Origin of the sequence: Paraburkholderia sp. (assembly GCF_047605525.1) — a bacterium.
Lineage (GTDB): Bacteria > Pseudomonadota > Gammaproteobacteria > Burkholderiales > Burkholderiaceae > Paraburkholderia.
Genome location: NZ_JASGFN010000018.1, coordinates 78,572 through 99,344, shown reverse-complemented (window position 1 = coordinate 99,344; position 20,773 = coordinate 78,572). Strand labels below are relative to the sequence as shown.

Below are 20,773 nucleotides of genomic sequence, written 5' to 3'. Positions count from 1 at the left end.
TGGGTAGCCCAATGCAAGGAAAATCACAGAGTAGCCGCGCAATTTTTGCCGCCGTGCTCGGCAACGCGATGGAGTGGTTCGATTTCACCGTGTTCGCCGCGATGACTCCGGTCATCAGCAAGCTGTTCTTTCCAGTGAACCCATCCGTTCCGGCGAGTGAACTCAATGGGCTCCTGCTGACCACGGCCCTTTTCGGCGCGGGCTTTTTCATGCGGCCGCTCGGCGGCGTTCTGCTCGGCATGTATGGCGACCGCAAGGGCCGCAAAGCGGCGATGACGCTCGGCATGACGATCATGAGCATCTCGATTCTGATCATGACCTGCGCGCCGACTTACGCTCAGGCAGGTGTCATCGCACCGGTTCTCATTCTGATTGCGCGTCTGATGCAAGGGTTTTCGGTGGGCGGTGAATTCGGCACGTCCACGGCCTATCTGATTGAACTGGCGCCTCCCGGCAGAACCGGCTTCTTCGGTTCGTGGCAAATCAGCGGACAGTTGATGTCCACTGCACTAGGCGCGATGCTCGGCTTGTTCGTCACGCAGGTATTCACGCCGGAACAACAGGCGGCATGGGCGTGGCGCATCCCTTTCGCGGTCGGTCTGGGTCTCGTACCGCTGACGATCTATCTGCGGCGTACCGTGGTGGAAACCTACTCGCGAGAAAAGGAACTCGCCAGCACGAATCATGCGGCCCGCGCGTACACAGCGAAGACTCGACCGGCGGGACTACCGAATCTGTCGAAATACTTCATCGGCATGGGCATGGTGGTGACCAGCGCCGTGTCTTTCTATGTAACCTTCGGCTATACCGTGACCTATGCCAAGCAGGTCCTGAGGCTCCCGGTCTCGCAGAGCTTCATCGTGCAGATGGTGGCGGCGCTCGTGATGCTGATCGTCGTGCCGCTCGCGGGCGCCGCGTCGGACCGGTTCAACCGCAAGAAGCTCCTGCTCATCTCGCTCGCCGGCTATCTGATCTTGATGTACCCGCTTTATGCGTGGATCAATGAGGCGCCGTCCATCGCACGCCTGCTGGTCACCCAGGTCATCGTGGCGATCTTCGGCGCGGCATTCCTCGGTGTCTATTGCTCGACCCTCGCCGAGTTGTATCCGGTGCGCTCACGCGCGACCTCGCTGGCCATCGTCAATAACGTGGCCGTGCTGATCTTCGGCGGTTTCGCGCAGTTCTTCGTGACATGGCTGATGAAATTGACGGGCTCGCCGCTGGCGCCGGTGTTCTACGTGATGATCGGCACCGCCATCGGCCTCGTCGCCGTCATCTTCATGAAGCCGCAAGATGAGCGTCAGATCGCGGTCAATCATGTCAAGGTGGCGGGGTGAGTGCCGTGCGCGAGACATACGGGATGCCCGGTAGACCCGATGCACAGGAGAGGGACGGAATAGATGTCGCCGCGGACGAAGCGGAAAAGCGATTCAGCCAGGGCTGGTCGCCTTCCGCGGAAGCGCGACAAGCCTTTATCCGGAACCTGACACGTAATGTCCATGAGCTGGCATCGCTTTCATCCATATCGGCAAGCGATGTCGACGTGGCGCGCAATCTTGAACGCGCGATCGACCATGCGCTGGATATGGCGGAGATAGACCCAGCCGACATGCCCGCGAGCGGCTATGCCCGAAAGATCCTCTACGCGGATCCGGCTGGCCGGTTTACCGCGCTGCGATTGACGTGGTCTTCGGGTGCGACCACACCGGTACACGGCCATCACGTCTGGTGCACCTTCGGCGTGGTCAATGGCTGTTTGAGCGAGCTGCGAATGGCAGAAGCCACGTTCAACCCGCGCGATGCATCAGAATCACGCATCGAAGCCGGGACGACCAGAAAGGATCTCCCCGGCGAGCATCTACACCGGATTCGCAACATGAACGACCGCCTGTGCGTTTCGATTCACATTTATGGCATCGATGCAAAGCGGTCCGGTTCGCATGTGAATAACATTTTTCCGGATTCCGTCTTGCATCAGACAACCGGACACGCATGAATCATCGGAGGGTAGTGATAATGGAAGAACATCTGGACGTTGTGAATCATGTCGTCATGCCTGGGGACATGCGTATTCCCGGCATGCTTCGGCAACCCAGACAGAAAATTGCCGAATCCATGCAGGCATCCTACGCCGCGCTGTTTGAAGAAAGCCGTGGAAGCTTGAGCCAGTCGCTGCGTTTTAATGCGGCAAGCGATGTGGCTCGTCTGAGCGGCCAGCCTGAACTTGCCGGCTTCTACTCGGGTCGGGCGGAACATGCGCAAGACAGCACCGCCGGCGAAACGGTTGCATTGAAAGAGGCGGTCCTTTCACATGTCCATGGCGTGACATTGCACCCCAGTCAGCGCCGGGCTGAAGATCTGGCCGCACTGGGCGCGGCTGGCCTCTCTCAGTACGACATCATTACCTTGAGCCAACTGATCGGCTTCGTGGCGTTCCAGTCGCGTGTCGTCACCGGCGTGCAGGCTTTGTGTGGCCATGCTGCCCCTACGGAACCGGCTCCTCTTCCCCGCCTCGAGATTCGTCCCGGCTTTACGGCCGACACCATCGAATGGTCGTCGTGGCTAAGTCCCCTCGATATCGAATCCGCTTCGGCGGAACAACTCGCCGTGCTCGATGAAAGTGGACCGAGTGCCCGTCAGTCACCCTACTATCTGACGCTTGTCCATAATGCGAAGGTCCTGCAAAAGCGCAGCGAAACGTATAACGCGGTCATGTATGCACCCGGTGGATTGTCACGTGTGGATCGTGAAATGTCGGCATTGGTCGTATCCGTGGTCAATGGATGCCACTACTGCGCGTCGGTGCATGCGCAACGTCTGAACCAGTTGAGCCGTCGCACCGATCTGTCGGCGACGGTCATGGCCGATCCCCTGGCCGCGTCGCTTACCCCTAAAGAACGGGCGGTTTCCGAGTTTGCCATTCGCCTGACGCTGGCAGCAGATGCCTTTGGATGTAACGATCTGAGCGCCCTGCGCGATCTTGGTGTCAGCGATGCCGAAATTCTCGATCTGATCCACGTGGTGGCGATCTTCGGGTGGGCGAACCGCCTGATGCTGACATTGGGGCAGCCCGCCAACCTGCACGCTATCGCACCGGCGGCAACTATCGAAGCGACGGCCGGCGGAGTCAACCATGGTTGATGTCACGACAGTAACGAATTCGCCCGCGGCCCCGGCCGGTCTGGATGCGCTGGAAGCACGACTGGCCCAGGAACTGGAATGGCTCTGCCTCCCTGCCGCAAGCTGGGTCCCCAAAAAACAGCACGACGGCGTCGATGTCACCGATGTTCTGGTGGTCGGCGGAGGAATGTGCGGATTGACCGCCGCTGCATCGTTGAAGCTGCTGGGCATCGACAACATCCGCATCGTCGACAAGTCCCCGGAAGAACGTGAGGGACCTTGGGTCACGTTTGCTCGCATGGAAACCTTGCGCTCGCCCAAGATACTCACGGGTCCGTCACTCGGCATCGCACCGCTGACGTTTCGCGCGTGGTACGAGGCGCAGTTCGGCCTCGCCGCGTGGAACGCGCTTGACAAGATTCCCCGTCCGCAGTGGATGGACTATCTGATCTGGTACAAGAAGGTGATGAATCTCGAGATCGAGAATCACATCACGGTCAGCGAAATCGTCCCCGTCGCGGACGACGTGCTGAAGGTGACGCTCAACTCCCCTGAAGGCGTCGAGCATGTTTTCGCGCGGCATATCGTGCTCGCAACGGGACGCGACGGTGGCGGCAAGCCGCAAGTGCCGGCGTTCGCACACAAGATCGATCGACGTTACTGGGCACATTCCGCCGACGAAATCGACTTTGCCGCGTTGCGGGGCAAGCGTGTCGCCGTGGTCGGCGCGGGCGCTTCCGCGATGGACAATGCGGCCACCGCGCTGGAAGCGGGTGCGGGGTCCGTCGACATGTTCATCCGGCGTCGCGACATTCCGCGTATCAACAAGCTCACTGGCGTATCGAATCCGGGGCTGACCTATGGTTTCGCTTATCTTCCGGACGAATGGAGATGGCGATTCAACCATTACGCGATGGTCAGCCAGACGCCGCCACCGCGATCCAGCACATTGCGCGTGTCGCGACACGACAACGCGCGCTTTCACCTCGGCAGTCCGGTAGAAAGCCTGCGTGAAGCGGACAACGCGCTGATTGTGCAGACACCGTGCGGCGAATACGCAATCGATTTTCTGATTTTCGGAACCGGGTTCATGACGGACCTCGAAAGTCGTCCCGAGTTGGCATCCGTCAAGGACAACATCAAATTGTGGAAGGACGTCTACACTCCGGCCGATGAAGAAAGCAACCGCGAACTGTCGAATTCACCCTATCTCGGCTCGGCATTCGAGTGTCTCGAAAGGAGCCCGGGAATATGCCCGGTGGTGGAGAAGGTGCATATCTTCAACTATGCGGCACTTGCAAGCCAGGGCAAACTGTCCGGAGACATTCCGGCCATTAGTGTGGGCGCGCAGCGTCTCGCGCAAGGGATTGCGTCACGCCTGTTGATGGAAGACCGGGAAGCGCATTTCGCGGCGCTTCAGGCCTATGAAACGCCCGAGCTGTTCGGCGACGAATGGGTCAATGTGGAAGCGATGGCGCAATCCGCCGTATAGATCAGATGCACTGATATAACGGCGCGCATTCCGTAGTCTCAAGCCTCGCCCTATTACCGTACGGCACTGCGAGAACGCAGTGCCGTACGGTTGAATACTGGGCCGAACATTCGTTACTTAAATCAGGTATTCGCTCATGACCATTCCCGTCGAACTGTCCTATACCGATTCTCATGAATGGGGAAAATTCGAAGACGATGTGCTTATCGTGGGCATCACCGATTTTGGCCAGGATGCGCTCGGCGACATTGTCTCCGTCGAGACACCCAGGGTGGGCGATAACGTGGCGGCCGGTCACCAGGTGGCCGTTGTCGAATCCCTGAAAGCCGCATCCGATGTGCTTGCGCCGATTTCCGGCGAAATCATCGCCATCAATGAAGCCGTTCGCGACGAACCCACAAAGCTGAACGCCGCGCCCTACGAAAACTGGATTTTCAAGATCCGTCCCGCCGCGAATGCCGGGCGCGCACGTCTGGTTGATGCGGCTGCATATGCGGCATTGATCGGCGCATGAGATTGCGGTCGAGGACACCTTTCTACCTGGAGTGTGTTCGGTGTGGCCGGAGATGTCGCTGAATCTGAAAGGAACCATGAGACGGCTATTCCTCGCTGTGCTGCTCGCAGCCACCTCTTTCGTGAATTCCGTTCAGGCGCAAAGTCACGCGTCCGGTCCGTTCGTCACCCCCGCGGGTACATTGCAATTCGTGCGCGTCGAGCGTGATTTCGAGGGAATGCTCGACAACGAAATCTTCGACCGTTTCAGCGCAAGCACGCTCACGCATTTCGACGACGTCGGCAACGCGAATGGCAGCGTCACGCGCATGCTGGTGCAGACTGACTCCGGGCCGGTGCTGTATGACTTTCGCCACCATCCGCCACTTGTGCAACGCCTGGGTAAGGGTATGACGGTCAAGCGCGTGTTCTGGCAACGCGATGAAGTTGTGATGCAAGGCTCGCAGGGCTGGTTCCGATTCAAAGGCGGCGTGCTGACGAAGTTGCAGTCGTCCATGACGACGTACCACTGACTACGCGCGCACGTCCGTGCAAAGGACGCATCCACTACAAAACGATGCCGCTGAAGGCCGGCGAGTTCACGCACCGCTTCCTGCTATCGAAACCCCGCCCACCCTCGCCGACGCTTCATTTCCTCATCCGCCGTACCGCCAACTCCAGCAACAGCAGACCGGTGGTCAGCAAAATCAGAAACGAACTAATCGCGGCGATCACAGGCTCCATGTTCATCGTCAGGCTGTTCCAGATGCGCACCGGCAGCGTTTCAGTCGTGAGGCCCGACAGGAACAGCGACACGATCAGCTCGTCGAACGACGTCAGGAAGCTGAAGAACGCCGCCGACACGATCCCCGGCGCGACCATCGGCATCGTCACGGTCAACAGGATGCGCGTGCCGGATGCGCCCAGGCCGGCGGCGGCGCGCTCGATCGACGGATCGATGCCCTGCATCGCTCCGATCAGGATCAGCAGCACGATCGGCAGCGCGAGCGACGCGTGACACACTGCGATCCATATTTTCGAGCCGACCAGATCGAGCGGCGCGGAGGCGAAATACAGCGCGACTGATGTGATGACGGTGGGCACGATCAGCGGTAACAGGCAAAACGAAATGATCAGCTTCTTGCGCCCGAACTGACCGCGCACCAGCGACCACGCGCCGAGAAATCCGAGCAGTGTGGCGATCGCGCTCGTCATGATCGCGATCACGAAGCTCGTGAAGAGCGCGCTCATCCATTCGGGGCTTTCGAAGAACTGGGTGTACCACCGGATCGACAGGCTCGTCGGCGGAAATAGCATGAAGCTGCTCTTGCCGAGCGACACCACCACGACGATCACGATCGGCAGCATCAGCAGCGCGCACACGATCCACGTCAGCGTCTGCGCGAAACGGAAACGCCTGGTGAGTTTCATCGTCATCGCGTTCATTTTCCGAGCATCCTGTCGAGATCGGTGTAACGGCAATAGACTGCGTAGATCACCAGCGTGATGACCAGCAGAAAGAGCGACAGCGCGCATGCCTGCGCCCAGTCCATCGTCACTTCGACGTTGCGCTGGATCAGCATTGCCATCGTCACGTCTTGCGGTCCGCCCATCAGCGCGGGCGTGATGAAAAAGCCCATCGCAAGAATGAACACGATCAGCACGCCGGAAACGATGCCGGGCATGCTGAGCGGCAGAAAGATCTTGCCGAACGCGTAAGTCTTCGATGCGCCCATGCCGTGCGCCGCCTGCAACAGCCGCATGTCGATGCCCTTCATCGTCGAGAACAGCGTCAGCACGAAGTAAGGCAGCAGCACGTACGTCATGCCGATCACCACACCGGTCGTGTTGTACATCAGCTTGAGCGGATGATCGATCAGATGGAACGAGATCAGCAGGTTGTTCACCACGCCCTTGTTGCCGAGGATGATCATCCACGAATAGGTGCGCACGATGATCGACGTGAAGTACGGAATCACCACGCAGATGATGATCAGCGTGAAGCGCAGCGCGCGTGTCTGCACGAGGGTATAAGCCACCGGGTACGCGAGCAGCAGCGAGAACAGCGTGACGATCGCCGAGATCCACACGGTGCGCAGCGCCACCGCGACGAACAGCGACGAGGTGAACGCTTTCGCGAGCATCAGCGCGAAGTTGCCCGGGTACGTATACGCGGATCGCGCGATGAACCAGACGATCGGCAACACGAAGAAGATCGTCAGGAACGCGAGCGCCGGCCAGATCAGCCGGTCCGCTCCGGATCGCGCGGGCCGCCCGAGCGCCGGCGCGGCGTTGTCGGAGAGCACGTCAGCCATGTTGGATGATCCTCGCGTCGGCGTGCCGTTTCCAGCCGATCGACACCGGATCGCCCACTTCGAACGCGCGGGCGTCGGCAAGGTTCGACGTGTCCGCGTAGATCTTCAGTCCGTCGCCGATCGCCACCTGATAGCGGATCGTGTGGCCGAGAAACGAGATCGTCTCGACCTGGCCGCTCAGGGCGTGCTCCGCGTACGACGGCGTCGGCGCGCCGCGCGCCGGCGACAGCACCACGCGCTCCGGCCGGATGAAGAGATTGTCGCCGTCGCGCATGCCGATCCTTTCGCGATGAGCAGGCGACAGTTCCGCGTACGGCAGGATGTTCGCCTCGCCGAGAAAGCCCGCGGTGAACACGTTGCGTGGCGTCTCGTAGACGTCGCGCGGTGCGCCGATCTGTTCGATGCGGCCGTTGTTCATGATCGCGATGCGGTCCGACATGTTCATCGCCTCTTCCTGATCGTGCGTGACGAACACGACCGTCATTTCGAGCTTGCGCTGCAGCGCCTTGATCTCCATCTGCATCTGGTAGCGCAGATTCTTGTCGAGCGCGCCGAGCGGTTCGTCCATCAGCACGACCTTCGGATGGAACACCACCGCGCGCGCGAGCGCGACGCGCTGCTGCTGGCCGCCCGACAGTTCCTTCGGCAAGCGTTTGGCAAACGGCGTGAGGCGCACCAGATCGATCGCCCATTGCGCGCGTTCAAGCGCGCCGCGGCGATCGAAGTGGCGCACCTTGAGCGGGAATATCACGTTGTCGAGCACGCTCATGTGCGGAAACAGCGCGTAGTTCTGGAACACCATGCCGAGGTTGCGCTGTTGCGGCGTCATGAAACTGATGTCGGTGCTGTCGAGCGAAATGCGCCCGCCGTCGGGCAGTGCGAAGCCCGCCAGCATCATCAGCGTGGTGGTCTTGCCCGAGCCGCTCGGGCCGAGCAGCGAGAAGAACTCTCCTGGCTCGACGACGAAAGACAGATCGTCGACGACGGTTTGATCGCCGTAACGCTTGACGACGTTCTCGAAGCGAATGCGCCCCGCCGACTTCACGAATTGAGGCTCCATTTTTCCCACTCCTTGCTCACGTTCGCGCGGTTGGTGGCCCACCATTTCGCATCGAGCAGAAAACCGTGCTCGCGCGTGCGGTCGCCGCCCGGAATCTTGTCACGCAATTCCGGCGTGAGCGCGTTGTAGGCGGTTTTGGTCACCGGCCCGCTGTTCCAGTACGACGCGAACTTGCTCTGCACGTCCTTGCTCAGACAGAAGTCGACCAGCTTCTGCGCGTTCTCGAAGTTCTTCGCTTTCTTGAGCACGGCGTAGGCCTGCACGTGCACGCCGTGCTGATTCCAGTTGATCGCGAGCGGCGCCTTGCTCTGGATGGCTTGCAGGATCCGCGTGCTCCAGATCGAGCTCAGGTCCGCTTCGCGCGTCGACAGCATCTGCACCGACAGCGCGCCTGACGACCAGAACTTCGCGATGGCCGGCTTGACTCGCGACAGCGACTTGAACGCGCGCGGCAGATCGAGCGGGTACAGCTTGTCCATCGGCACGCCGTCGGCGAGCAGCGCGAATTCGAGATTGGGTGCGCCCGAATCCATGTCGGCGAGCGCGCGCGTCGACGGATATTTCTTGTAGTCCCAGAACTCCGCCCAGCTCGCCGGCACCGTGTTGCTCTTCCACTTGTCGAGGTTGTAGCCCATCACGTCCGCGTAGACGAAATTACCGACGTATTTGTCGTGCTTGTACTCGGGCAGGATGTCGGCCGGATCGGTGAACTTGAAGGCGTTGTAGTTCAGCGGCGCGAGCTCGTCTTCCCATTGCAGCAGCACGCTGTCGTCGTTGTCGATGATGTCGATCTCGAGATTGCCCGACTTGATCATCGCTTCGAGCTTGCCGGTGGTGGTCGCGACCGGGATCACGCGGATGCCGGTCTTCGCCTCGAACGGCTCGTAGATCAGCTTGCGGCGGATGTCGTCGTACGCGCCGCCGGGCGAGCGGATCACGACGGTTTCCGCGGCCTGCGCGTTGCGGATCCAGACGGTCGGCGCGACCGCCGCGACGCAGGCCGCTTTCAGCAGCGCGCGGCGCTGCGTGCTCGGTGGTGAATTCCGGTCATCGTTGTTCATCAGGCTCTCCTGAATCGGTCGATACGGTAAGGGGAAACATCGAAGGGTTGCGGCGCGTTCGTGACGAAGTTGGCGAGGATTTCCGCCGATCGCGGCGCGCCGGTGATGCCGGTATGGCCGTGCCCGAAGCCGAGATAGAGTCCCGGCATGCCGGGCACGTCGCCGAGCACCGGCAGGCTGTCGGGCAGCGACGGCCGGAAGCCGAGCCAGAAGCTCCGCTTGCGCGCGACGTCGAGTTGCGGAAAGAGACGCTTGGCCTGCGCGATCAGCGCCGCCTCGCGGCTCATATCGGGCTCGGCGTCGAGACCGGCGATCTCCACGAAACCCGCCACGCGGAGGTTGTCGATCATCGGCGTGAGGCCGAAGCCGCGACCCTTGTGCAGAATCGGCAGCGGCAGATCCAGCGCCGACGGATCGAAGGCGACGTGATAGCCCCGCTCCGTTTCGAGCGGCACGTGCACGTCGACGCCTTGCAGCAGGCGCTTGGACCACGCGCCCGAGCACACCACCAGCTCGCGCGTGCTCAGATCGCTGCACGCGGTGATGATGCGGTAACCCGTCCGCGACGGCAACGGATTCACGCCGTTGACCTTCTGCCGCAGGAACTCGCCGCCGTTGTCGATGAACATGCCGAACAGCCGTTTGACGAGCTGATACGGATTCGCGACGAAGCCGTTGTGTTCGTAGTGCTGCGCGCGCTTCACCGCGCGGTTCATGCCGGGCACGAGCTCGAAGATCGCGTCGCCGGTCAGTTCGCGCACCGTCACGCCGTTCTCTTCGCGCAGGCGATCGGCGAGCCGGTCGCCGGGCGATTTGGCAAGCGTTTCCCACACGTGCAACTGGCCGGAGACGTTGATCAACTGCGCGAATTGCCCGGCGCCGAGCAGCGCGCGATAACTTTCGATCGAATCCTTATGCAGCGCGCGCAAGGCCGCGGCGAGCGGCGAGACGCGCGCTTCGCTCGCGCCCGAGCGGATCCACCGCAACAGCCACGGCGCGGCGGCCAGTGCGTATTTGCGGCGCACACTGAGCGGACCTTTTTCGTCGGCGAGCCATTTCGGCACGTTGCGCAGCATGCCGGGCATCGAGATCGGAATGCAGCTATCGATGCTGACGAGTCCGGCGTTGCCGAACGACGTGCCGGTACCCGGTTCGCGCTCGTCGATCACGCGTACCGCGATGCCGCGCCGTTGCAGCGTGACCGCCGTGCACATGCCGACGATGCCGGCGCCGATGATGCTGACCTGTTCCATGGCGTTCTCGCGTCAGGCCCGCACCGCTTGCGCGACGATCTCGATGCGGCAGTTCTCGCCGAGCAGTTCCTTGACGACGACGGTCGCCCGGTTCGGATACGGCGGCGTCGTGAAGTAACGCGCGTAGACGCGATTCATGCCGGCGGCGTCCGCCTTGTCGACCAGATAGATGGTGATCTGCGCCACGTGCGCGAGACTCGAGCCGGCGCATTCGAGTACGTGCGCGAGCTGATCGAAGACGCGCGCGGCCTGCACTTCGATGTCACCGTCGCCGCTCGCCGCGAAGCTCACCGGATCGCGCGGCACCTGAACCGTGTAGACCGTGTTGCCGCCGATGAGCGCATTGCTGATCGGCGTGGAAGGCGGATTGACGATCTTCGATCGAACCAGCTCGAGCGGTGATGAGGTATTCAAGACGGAGCTCCGGAAGTGAGTTCGCGCGCGAAGCGCTTCAGGTTGAGATGCACGGCGATGCGCCGGATCGGTTCCGGCGGAATGAAGCCGGGATCGGCGAAGCGCAGTGTTTCGGCGAGCAGCGGGGAATCCGCGCCGCTGATGAGGTCGGCGAGCAGTTCGCCGAGCGCGGTCATCTTGAGAATGCCGGACGCGTTGCAGCCGGACAGCGCGTACAGACCGGCGGCAGGCTGGTCGAGCACCGGCGCGTCGTTGCGCGTCATGCTGACCGCGCCGCCCCACACGTACTCGAATGCGTCGTCGCCGAGAAACGGATAGCGCGCGCGCAGGCCGGCGGCGAGCATCGGCCGCACGCTCGCGGGATCGAGTTCCGCTTCGTACGAAAAGCCTTGCCGAAACAGCAGACGATTGCCGTTCACCTTGCGGCTCGTCGCTTCGAGCCGCTCGACCGGCGTGGCGCCCCAGTCGGCGGATTCGCCGAGCCGGGCGAACTCGGCATCGGTGAGCCGCCGCGTGAGACCGGCATACGTGTACACGGCGATCTGCCGATACTTTGCGTAGCCGAAGCCGGGCAGCGCCGTGTTCACGCACAGCGCCACGCGCGGACTGCGAATCTCGCCGTGCGGCGTGTCGAGCGTCCACGCGGCGGCGCGCGCGAGCTTCGTGACGGGCGTGCCGAAGTGGATCTCGACGTTCGCCGGCAGACTCGCGATCAACCCGTGCACCAGCTCGGCGGGCTGCACCATCGTGCAGTTGCGCAGCCATAACGCGGCACGGTAGTGCGAAGTGCCGAGCTCGCGAGGGATCGCGTCGGCGTCGAGCGCGCGGTATTCGACGCGATGCGCGTCGAGCGTCGCGGCGAGCGCGGCGAGCTTGTCGCAGCCGCCGGCGGTGGTGGCCGCCTTGTAATGACCGATCTCGCGCCAGTCGCAGTCGATTCCGCACGTCGTCACGATGCGCGCGAGAGCCTCACGGCCGAAGCCGAGTAGCCGCGTCTGCCACGCGTGGCGGGCGGCATCGCCGGCCGAGATCCGCGCGTACGGCAGATCGATCAAGAATCCCGAGTTGCGGCCTGAGCTGTTGGCGCCGGGCTGTCCCGCGTCGAGCAGCACGACGCGGCGCTCGGCGTAGCGCCGGGCCAGCGTGCGCGCGACCGCGAGTCCGGCGAAGCCCGCGCCGACGACCACGAAGTCCGCGTGCCGCGGCACCCGCGACGCCGCCTGCACCGATATCCGGTTGCGCGCGATCGCGTTCCATCCGCTGGCTGTGGCATAGGCCGGCCGCTCGGTCATCGTCGGTCTCCGTCGTCGCTCGTGAAATCGATCGGCGGCCGTGACTGGCGAGCTCCGCGGATCGTTTCGACAACTATGCTTCGGCCGATCGCGATATGTAAAATGAGAAAAAAATGGCCCGCTAAGTCGAAAAATTCATCAAGGGGAGGCGCTGCCAGCCATGAACCTGAAGCAGATTTCGCACGTCCTGACGCTTGCCGATACGCTGAATTTCAACAAGGCGGCCAAGCTCGTCCACCTGTCGCAATCGGCGCTGAGCAAGAGCATCGCGGCGCTGGAACAGGAACTGGGCATCCAGATATTCGAGCGCTCGACGGCCAAGGTGCAGATCGCGCCGACCGGCCAGCATGTCGTGCTGCTCGCGCGGCATCTGATGTCCGAGGCCACCAGCTTTCGCAAGAACATCGAATATCTGAAGACGGGCGAACTGGGCAGCGTCGCGGTGGGATCGGGGCCGTTTCCGGCAGCCTGTTTTCTGGACAAAGGGATCCGGCAGTTTCATCGGCGCTATCCATCGGTGTCGATGAATCTGCGCATCGATCATTGGGCGAATCTGATGACGGCGCTGCGCTCGGGCGAGATCGACTTTTTCACCGCCGATATCCGCAACCTCGAAAACGATGCGTCGTTCGATATCGTGCCGCTCGGCGGCGTGACGCTCGCGATGTGCTGCTGCCCCGACCATCCGCTGGTCGCGCAGGATCCGCTGCGCGAGATCGACGCGCGCGAGCTGCTGCCGTACACGTTCGCCACGGTCAAACTGCCGCCGCGGATGTTTTTCGAACTCAAGCAGAGCATGGGACTCGAGCGCAACGAGACTTTCGCCGCGACGATCGAATCCGACGACATCTATCTGCTCAACCGCATCATGCCGGGCAGCGACATCATCCTGGCGACCAGCAATCTGATGATGAACGAATGCCTCGGCGGGACCGAGCTCGTCAAGCTCAACGTGCGGATGAACAGCAATCGCTTCGGCGAATGGGCGCTCGTAAAGATGAAGGACCGCACGCTCACGCCGAGCGCGAGCCTGCTGGCGGATCTGCTCATCGATCTGATACGGCAGGGCAGCCTCGACGACGAGGCGCGGTACGGCAGGCCGGCCAATGCGCCGCTGAATTTTCTGCGCGAGCGGCACGAGCAGGTGTGATGCGGCGGTTGCGGGCTGGTCCGCTCAATCCGCAGCCGCTCATTGCTATCAGGGTCCCAGGCAAATCTACGTTGGTTCGACACTCGCCTGATCGAGTTTGCTGCAATAAATTGCGGACTCCATGAGCAACGTCAGCGCAATATCGGGGGCCAACACCTGTTTCACATCCTGGATAGGGCGACTCGAAGCTTGTGCCGCGATGGCAGACCACCATGCGACCGGTACCGCTCCATATTGGCGCGGAGCACCTGGAATCTTCCACGAGAAACAGGCGAGAGCCAAAGGCCACACTATTTTCAGCAGGTCGCGTGCCGCAAGGTGAGCTTGATGTTGGGCCGGAACTGAAGATCTACCTTCATTTGCGTGGCCGATTGTCGATGTTCGAGAAATTCTATCGCTTCCAGAAGAGCGTCGGGTAACGGGCTGCATCGAGTGTCCGATGTGGCGCTGCGTCCGCCGCCGACGAGCCTTTTCTGCTGCGAAAGCTGACGATGACCGGGCACCTGCGAAAGGGCGGCGGCACGGCGCGTCGACACACCCAGGCATTTCTGCTCCCCGCTTCAGCGCCGGGCTTCGATCAGGTGACGGGTCGAGTGCGCCACGAAGGGCTCGCCCTGGCGCATCTGGCGATCCAATGCCATCAGTGCATCGCGGTACCTGGACACCGAGAAATCCGGCACCCACCACACGCACTTGCGAAGAATCCAGACCACCGCGCCCACGTCATGGAACACCATGCGGCAGCACGCCGTGCGCAAGTCCGTCACGGTCAGCCCCGTGGCATGAGCCGCTGCCGCTTCTTCCCGCGGATCACGAAGCCGCCGTTCCGCCGGCAGCGGCCCCAGGAAATGCTCGATCAGCTCGAAGGCCGAGGCCAGTCCCACATGCTGCGCGAAGTAGTGCCCGCCCGGCTGGAGAACGCGATGGATTTCCAGCCAATCCGGGCGCACCGGATGCCGCGACGTGACCAACTCGAACGACGCATCGGCGAAGGGCAGCGCGGAGTCGGCTGCCACCTGCACCACCTGCACGCCACGCGCGCCCAGCCGCTCGCGCGCCTTGCTCGCGTTGGGCGCCCAGGCTTCGATTGCGTACATGCGCGGCGGGAAACGCGGTGCCTCGGCCAGCACTTCGCCGCCGCCCGTGTCCAGATCCAGCGCCGATTCCACGCTGGCCAACCGCTGCGCGAGCAGCCGGGCATAACCCCAGGACGGACGTTCTTCGCTGGCCCGTCCGGCCAGCCAGTCGAACCCCCAGCCGCTCACGTCGGCCGCTTCGGCTTCGGACACTAATGCGTCAAAGGATTTCATTCGCTTTCCCGTGTTCAGGGCTGCCGCGCGACAGTCGCGGCATGCTTTGGTTAGTTTACCGGCCGATGTGCAGGCATCGGGCCGATACAGGGCGCGGCTACCGTCGCGCCCGGTTTTGTTTTTTTCACCGCGCCCAGGACGGAATGGGGTGGACGCGGTGCCGCTCTCAACGCTGGCGGTTCCTGCTCATCACGTCAGAAAGGACGGTTGTTCTCACGGGCAACCCACTGGGCATCGCTATGGAGCTTCCACGTCACGCCTCAAGACCGGCGTCGGATAGCCAACATCGGTCTTTGGTCGAGGCTTACTCCGGACGCCCAAGCGGCGGCGTTGCTCTGATGCTTGCCCTTGAAGCGCCGGCAGCTCGACCGTCAGCAAGGGGGTGGCAACGTCCCGCCGTGTTATTTCTGACGTTGGAAGTGACGTCTGAAAGTTCAGAGTTAGGCGAACCAGCCATTCAAGGTTAAGTGAGCACCGGCGTCTCAGATGCCGACCATGTCTCCGCGATGGTTCAGACTTATATGAATCTCGACACTAATGTCGAGATTCGCGTAACTCTGAACTTTGTTCAGCCAGGTCTGAACTCGTGCGTCAATCGGCCGGCGCAGCATGAATTGAGGGGAAAGAGCGGGGGCTGCGAAGCCAAGCGGTTTCCGCATTGCCGTAGTGGTTCGTATGGCCCTTCCGGCCAAGTGCGGACATTGACGACCCGTGGATGGGCGATGCGACTTCAACGCATTGCCCACTCTTACACCTTTTCGAACAAAGAGGACTGGTAGGAAATATTCCAGCGAGGCTGGCCGCCTACGGCAAGAGTGAGCTGGAAGCGCTCGGGCGCTTCCGAACGACGCTTCGCCAACGGGATTTCCGTGATGGTAACCGGCGCGGCCATCTTTTGCTGCATGCAATGTGCAGTTACGTCCTCAACAAAACAACACACGCGGTCAAGCATCGCTTGCACAAATTCCGTGACCGGCTGGCCGGCGACGAGGGGTTCGACTGCGACGATGTTCGCGCCCGAGGTGTCATACGTGACGCGTGGCAAGGACCAGTTGTTGTGCTCCAGATCATTGCGACTCTTGATAAGCCGCTCTGACCACGTCTGCCGACACTTCTCTAGATAATTTGCTAGCAGCGGATCGGTTGCCTTCAGTGCAGCAATACCGCGCTCAAAGGCAGGTTGCTGCTTGAACATGAAGCCGATGTCTACGCCGAGCTGCGTCGTGAGTCCCTGCATGCCTTGCTTGACGGCGCGCGCGGTGCTGTTAAGGAAGTGCTCCACCTGCTTCCTAAGCTCCTTGTCGATGTTTTCGTCAATGTGGATTGCCACACCTTGCCGCCGCACGACTTCCCCGGCGGCGACTTTGCGCGCGTGTCCTGCCCAGAGCTCGGATATTTCTTTAGCCGCCGTTCGCGCCGTGAACAGCGAGTTTGGGACGAAGTCAAAAGCCTTGTCGAAGCTTTCGCGCGCCACAGGATCGGGATAAACGGCGTCGCGCAGCCGCATGAGCCCCATGAACAGACGCGCCATGAAGGGTGACGCCGAGCCCTCGTCGGCGAGCTTCTGAACGATCCACTGACTCTGCGGTTGCTTTACCAGCATGTTTGACCGTTGCTGAAACCGAGTCAGCATGTCGCCGAAATCTGCCGGCGTGATTGGTAGGACATACGAAATTTGTACATCATCCGGCCGGGTGATAACTCCGGCCTTCAGTATGTCCTGCCTCCCGAAGAACGGCAGCAGGCCGAGCAGCGGCAATTTACCCTTAAGAAGGATCGTGCCTCCGTCCTGCCACGGGATAAGTTGAATCGTGGCCATGTGTTGCCCGCGCCGGTCCATGATCTGAAACGGCGGCGCTGGCACAAAGCGGTCTTGGTACTGATTACGTGGAACGGGACTTAGGTTGCCCTTGAGGTCGTACTGATAGCCGCACATCACCACAGCCGTGTTCGGTACGCCGTCCAGCAATTCGGTGAAGTTGGAAAGCTTCGCGCCCGGCGTGAAGATGCCCAGGTGCGCGACAACAAAAGACATCATCTTGTTGAAGGTAAACGCGCCCGTCGGCCTCAGAACGATCAGGACGTAAACCGCCGGTATGTAGTTGTTGAGCGCACCTTCTGCCGGCGGCAGATAGTCGCCGTTTAGTGACTCTCCTGGAAACTGCGCCGCATACTGGATCGCGCCCATCGAGGCAACGACGATCATGTCGGGCCATTCCCTGCTCGGAATCGCGGCGTTGAGCCTCTCAAGCTCTTCGGCAAAAGCCTCCAGAGGCAAATCCGACCTCTGAGCGTAGATCACGCCGAGTGTTACAGTCGTCGTCGGCATATCCAGCTTCGGTGCTGGCGATTTCTTCAGCCGCTTCGCGCGTGCAACGCGCGCGTAAGCTGCCCGGAAGTTGTCGATCGTCAGATTGTCGGTCGCGTCAACAACGACTGCGGCGGAATCCGCCGGTACTTGCGCAAGAGTTGCACTCGGCGACGTTTCCTTCGCTGCGTACACGACAGCTGCAAAGGTATCCGACACCGCGCCGTCGGCATCGATAACGCTGGCAGATGCTACCTTGTACGGCCAGCCGACGTACCGCTCGATTCCCGCTCGCAAGGCGGCTGAAAGAGTCCCTGCGCAGACGGCGGCGACCTGCCGTCCAGTCTCAAGGAGCTCTCGGGCGATTGCCATCTCACGTGCTCCTTAGTCGGTTGGTGTATGCCGAGAGAGACTTGAATCCCAAGGATTCTAGGTCAAAGCGGCCAACTCCTCAGTGAGGTCCGCTTTGGGTCGACTTCGACCAATCGTGTCGGGCTGGAGTGGGCCACAAGCGGTCAGTCGACGTCATGACGCAGATCGGTAACAATCTGTCTGCGTCTACTGATCTGGGAGCATCGCAAGTGTTGATAGTTTTCGGCGGTTTACCGGGCACCGGGAAGACAACAGTAGCGCAAACACTCGCGCGGAAGCTGAGTGCCGTTTATCTGCGAATAGATACTCTTGAAACAGCAATGAAGACCTACAAAAGCGGCCAGGCAGATATCGGGGCTGCCGGATATCTGGCTGCATATGCCGTTGCCGGCGATAACTTACGGCTTGGGTCGACTGTCGTCGCCGACTCGGTCAATGCGTTGGAAATTACGCGTAGCGCCTGGAGAAACGTGGCGATCGGCGCAGGCGTGCAGATTTGCGAGATTGAGTTGATTTGTTCGGACGCTGCAATGCACCGGTAGAGAATCGAGGGGCGAAAGGCCGATATCCCCGATATTCAGCTGCCGACGTGGAAGAGCGTGCTTGAACGTCGATACGAACCATGGGAATCAGCGCAACTCGTCGTCGATACTGCCAGGTTTTCGGTTGAGCAGGCCATCGAAGCAATCATGCAACGACTATCGTTTGCCGCTCCGGAGAATCGAATCGGTTAGCGCAAGGCTCGCCGGCCATGCATGTTTGCATGCGTCAACGTTCGGCCAAGAAGAGACGGTCGACGAAGTCACCTACATCGTCGACAATCTGGGAGTCGTCAACGTAACCTTCTCGTGCAAGAGGGCTCCAAATGCCAAGCTCGACCCAAGAGCGCAGCGCGCAGCTTTGGAAGCGTACGCTTTCCGATAGCCTCCATCCGTCCGTCGCGTTGTTGCCCAATTTGCGCCGCATACAGTCTTGTGACGTATCGGCGCTCGGGCGGCTTTTCTTCGCGGCATTCCATGGAACGATCGACGATGCCGGGCAGACTGAAAATCAGTATATGCTGAAGGCAACGGCGATCCTCAGCGGACGGTATGGCGAATGGATATCTGAGGCATCGTCGACCGTTGGGCAGCCGGATGCACTCCTGGCAGCGTGCCTCGTTTGCAACTACAAGCCGTATGGCTGCCCGGTAGTCGCTGTAATAGCCACTTCGCCTGCAATCAAGAGGGAAGGCATAGCCGGAACATTGCTCGACGCTGCAATGACTGCATTAGCCGCACTCGGGTATCTTGAGTGCTGTGCAATGATTACTAGAGGGAACCTCGCTTCGGAGCGTTTGTTTGAAAGTCGTGGCTTTGCACCGGACTCTATTGGCCGCGATTCGTAGGGGCACCCGCCCTGTCTTGGCCAATTACTGACATTCGATATCGACCGTCAGTTTGATGGCAAACAAGCGGCGACGGCGCTCCAGTAGACCCCAACCCTTGCCCAAGGTCGTCACGATAGCATGGACAGCCAGCTTTTCATCATCTGCGGACTTACATTCGTAATCCATGTCATCGCGACGCTGGCTTACGCGGTGCGGATCGCAGGCGTTCGCACGCGGCGTATCGCAGTGTCGTTTTCTCTGTTCGGGATCATCGCACTTGTCTCCCGAACGGCGAACTCCTTTCAGGGGCCGTTTATAGCCAAGCGCGTAGAGCTTGATATCGCTCAGCATCTCGAGGGTGGCCTGCTCGGTGATTTTCGGCTCTTTCTGGTTACAGCCACTGCAGCAAGCATAGTCGGCGCTTTGCTGATCCCAACGTTCCAGCGCTATTTCAGTCGCGCAGTCGAGCACTTCCAGGCCAATCGTTCATTACCGCGCCTTTTGCTCCACATTTTCAGTCGTGGCGGCATCAACTATATGCGGGACGGTGCACGCGTTCCGGCACGCCAAAACATCTCTCAGCTGGCGAGCGGCACCGGTGTCTCCGGCAGGGTGATAGCTCTGAACGTCTTCGCGATGGCCATCTGGACGGTCGGCGTTTTCGCGTCGCTCTACGCGGGATATTTAAAGCCAGATTTGCGCGTGACGTGCGCCAATCTGTCGTCGGTCATCAATGGATTTGCGACTGTGGTTTTAGCGGTGGTCATCGACCCGCAGGTTTCTGTCATGACGGACGACGTGATCGAAGGCCGGATCTCCGAGAATAGTTTTCGGCGAGCTATCACTACCCTCGCAGGGGCACGTGTTCTCGGGACCGTGTGCGCACAAATCATCCTCGTGCCGGCCGCGCTCATCATCGTACGCGTCGCCGAGCTAATCTAGACGATCAAACTCGCGTGCGTTGTATCGGAATGACCGCTTCGGAGAAGCTTGGCTGTCCCTTTTGGGTCGACCGCGAACTGCCGCGTGGGTCGACTCTCGGCCAGAAGCGGACGGTCAACGTCTGAGTTTAGCCGCGCGGCGAAGCGGCGAGGGCTTGGAATTGTTAGGTTGCCCTTGCGTACTCTCCTGCAAACGTGACGTTCATGCCGAAGTACCCATTGAATCCCTCCTCTTCAAAAACTAGGCCATTCTCGACGAAGCGCAGAACGGCCCTGTATGGCCTGTCCTTTCCGAGTAAGTGATCCTCGTACCGCACGACCCCGCCGTCTGGCGTAGCGAGAAAATCCAGGGTGCCGATGTTAGGACCGTACTCCCGATTGGTTCCCCACAGAGCTTCGCCGACCACGCGGACATCGCCGTTAGGCAGGGTGTGAATAGTCAGTTCGGCGCTACTGACGCCCCCGCCAATACGGATGTAATGGTTCGCTGAGCTTTGCCGTGGTTGGGAAAGGACCTCGCCGAAGGCGACCGGCTGAGAAAAGGCAGAGGTAAGAGCTTGATCGAGCTCCTCACGAAAGTGCCGAATCTCAGCGGCCGTGAAGTTCTTGCTCTGCCGGGTGGTGCTGTCGTACCTGTCGTGACATGGCATGCATAAGAAGACGAGGTTATCTTCAGCAGCATTAGCCGAATCCTGATCTATATGCGCGATCTGGCCCTGCTTAATGCTTGTGTCACGGTTGAGACCATAGCAAATACAACAACGTCGCCGTGAGCGCGTAAGAACACTAGCTTGAACATCATCAGAGATTCGTTTACGGGTCAT

20 protein-coding genes are annotated in these 20,773 nt (G+C 60.9%); 10 read left to right on the top strand and 10 right to left on the bottom strand.

Going from position 1 to position 20,773, the window contains the following annotated elements:
- Positions 1 to 11: 11 nt before the first annotated feature.
- From QM685_RS24590 to QM685_RS24565, 6 genes are all read left to right on the top strand, one after another.
- Entirely contained in the window at positions 12 to 1,337 is a 1,326-nt protein-coding gene (locus tag QM685_RS24590; RefSeq protein ID WP_415120267.1) for an MFS transporter, read from the top strand.
- Between the two features lie 23 nt (positions 1,338 to 1,360).
- Positions 1,361 to 1,996, top strand: coding sequence for a hypothetical protein (locus QM685_RS24585; RefSeq protein WP_415120265.1), 636 nt, complete (start codon positions 1,361 to 1,363; stop codon positions 1,994 to 1,996).
- A gap of 20 nt (positions 1,997 to 2,016) precedes the next feature.
- On the top strand, positions 2,017 to 3,141 hold the full coding sequence (locus QM685_RS24580; protein ID WP_415120263.1) for a CMD domain-containing protein: 1,125 nt from the start codon (positions 2,017 to 2,019) through the stop codon (positions 3,139 to 3,141).
- On the top strand, positions 3,134 to 4,612 hold the full coding sequence (locus QM685_RS24575) for an NAD(P)-binding domain-containing protein (protein WP_415120261.1): 1,479 nt from the start codon (positions 3,134 to 3,136) through the stop codon (positions 4,610 to 4,612). The genes QM685_RS24580 and QM685_RS24575 overlap by 8 nt, the downstream gene beginning before the upstream one ends.
- A 136-nt stretch (positions 4,613 to 4,748) precedes the next feature.
- Entirely contained in the window at positions 4,749 to 5,126 is a 378-nt protein-coding gene (gene gcvH, locus QM685_RS24570) for a glycine cleavage system protein GcvH (RefSeq protein WP_415120259.1), read from the top strand.
- Positions 5,127 to 5,202: 76 nt separating this feature from the next.
- Positions 5,203 to 5,637 (top strand): hypothetical protein, encoded by a 435-nt coding sequence (locus tag QM685_RS24565; RefSeq protein ID WP_415120392.1) that lies wholly within the window; start codon positions 5,203 to 5,205, stop codon positions 5,635 to 5,637.
- A 115-nt stretch (positions 5,638 to 5,752) separates the two neighbouring features.
- On the opposite strand, the gene QM685_RS24560 is transcribed toward QM685_RS24565, so the two are convergent.
- From QM685_RS24560 to QM685_RS24530, 7 genes are read right to left on the bottom strand one after another with little or no spacing between them, the layout of a single operon-like run.
- Complete coding sequence (locus tag QM685_RS24560) at positions 5,753 to 6,535, bottom strand: ABC transporter permease (RefSeq protein ID WP_415120257.1); 783 nt, start codon at positions 6,533 to 6,535, stop codon at positions 5,753 to 5,755.
- An 11-nt stretch (positions 6,536 to 6,546) separates the two neighbouring features.
- Positions 6,547 to 7,419: an ABC transporter permease gene (locus QM685_RS24555; RefSeq protein ID WP_415120255.1), complete on the bottom strand. Its 873-nt coding sequence runs from the start codon at positions 7,417 to 7,419 to the stop codon at positions 6,547 to 6,549.
- The gene (locus QM685_RS24550; RefSeq protein ID WP_415120253.1) at positions 7,412 to 8,479 is read right to left on the bottom strand and encodes an ABC transporter ATP-binding protein; all 1,068 of its coding nucleotides are present in this window, start codon (positions 8,477 to 8,479) and stop codon (positions 7,412 to 7,414) included. Before QM685_RS24550 ends, QM685_RS24555 begins: the two co-directional genes overlap by 8 nt.
- Positions 8,461 to 9,540 carry an ABC transporter substrate-binding protein gene (locus QM685_RS24545; RefSeq protein WP_415120251.1) on the bottom strand — a complete coding sequence of 360 codons (1,080 nt, stop codon included), beginning with the start codon at positions 9,538 to 9,540 and terminating at the stop codon, positions 8,461 to 8,463. The genes QM685_RS24550 and QM685_RS24545 overlap by 19 nt, the downstream gene beginning before the upstream one ends.
- A complete protein-coding gene (locus QM685_RS24540) occupies positions 9,540 to 10,793 on the bottom strand; it encodes an NAD(P)/FAD-dependent oxidoreductase (RefSeq protein ID WP_415120249.1) in 1,254 nt (417 codons plus the stop codon). The genes QM685_RS24545 and QM685_RS24540 overlap by 1 nt, the downstream gene beginning before the upstream one ends.
- Before the next feature lie 12 nt (positions 10,794 to 10,805).
- The gene (locus tag QM685_RS24535) at positions 10,806 to 11,207 is read right to left on the bottom strand and encodes a RidA family protein (RefSeq protein WP_415120247.1); all 402 of its coding nucleotides are present in this window, start codon (positions 11,205 to 11,207) and stop codon (positions 10,806 to 10,808) included.
- Positions 11,204 to 12,499: an NAD(P)/FAD-dependent oxidoreductase gene (locus tag QM685_RS24530; protein ID WP_415120245.1), complete on the bottom strand. Its 1,296-nt coding sequence runs from the start codon at positions 12,497 to 12,499 to the stop codon at positions 11,204 to 11,206. The genes QM685_RS24535 and QM685_RS24530 overlap by 4 nt, the downstream gene beginning before the upstream one ends.
- Positions 12,500 to 12,659: 160 nt before the next feature.
- Between QM685_RS24530 and QM685_RS24525 the strand changes: the two genes are divergently transcribed.
- Complete coding sequence (locus tag QM685_RS24525; RefSeq protein ID WP_415120243.1) at positions 12,660 to 13,649, top strand: LysR family transcriptional regulator; 990 nt, start codon at positions 12,660 to 12,662, stop codon at positions 13,647 to 13,649.
- A gap of 560 nt (positions 13,650 to 14,209) precedes the next feature.
- Here the strand turns inward: QM685_RS24525 and QM685_RS24520 are convergent.
- Together QM685_RS24520 and QM685_RS24515 are read right to left on the bottom strand one after the other, a co-directional pair.
- Entirely contained in the window at positions 14,210 to 14,959 is a 750-nt protein-coding gene (locus QM685_RS24520; protein ID WP_415120241.1) for a class I SAM-dependent methyltransferase, read from the bottom strand.
- Between the two features lie 748 nt (positions 14,960 to 15,707).
- Positions 15,708 to 17,639, bottom strand: a complete 1,932-nt coding sequence (locus tag QM685_RS24515) for a hypothetical protein (protein WP_415120239.1) — start codon at positions 17,637 to 17,639, stop codon at positions 15,708 to 15,710.
- Between the two features lie 155 nt (positions 17,640 to 17,794).
- Here QM685_RS24515 and QM685_RS24510 point away from each other — a divergent pair, with 155 nt between their 5' ends.
- The 3 genes from QM685_RS24510 to QM685_RS24500 all read left to right on the top strand — a co-directional run bounded on the left by QM685_RS24510 (position 17,795) and on the right by QM685_RS24500 (position 19,950).
- Complete coding sequence (locus QM685_RS24510) at positions 17,795 to 18,181, top strand: AAA family ATPase (RefSeq protein WP_415120237.1); 387 nt, start codon at positions 17,795 to 17,797, stop codon at positions 18,179 to 18,181.
- Positions 18,182 to 18,504: 323 nt separating this feature from the next.
- Positions 18,505 to 19,026 (top strand): GNAT family N-acetyltransferase, encoded by a 522-nt coding sequence (locus QM685_RS24505; protein ID WP_415120235.1) that lies wholly within the window; start codon positions 18,505 to 18,507, stop codon positions 19,024 to 19,026.
- Positions 19,027 to 19,146: 120 nt separating this feature from the next.
- Positions 19,147 to 19,950, top strand: a complete 804-nt coding sequence (locus tag QM685_RS24500; RefSeq protein ID WP_415120233.1) for a lipid II flippase Amj family protein — start codon at positions 19,147 to 19,149, stop codon at positions 19,948 to 19,950.
- A 163-nt stretch (positions 19,951 to 20,113) separates the two neighbouring features.
- Here QM685_RS24500 and QM685_RS24495 read toward each other — a convergent pair whose 3' ends face one another.
- Positions 20,114 to 20,773, bottom strand: coding sequence for a hypothetical protein (locus QM685_RS24495; RefSeq protein ID WP_415120231.1), 660 nt, complete (start codon positions 20,771 to 20,773; stop codon positions 20,114 to 20,116).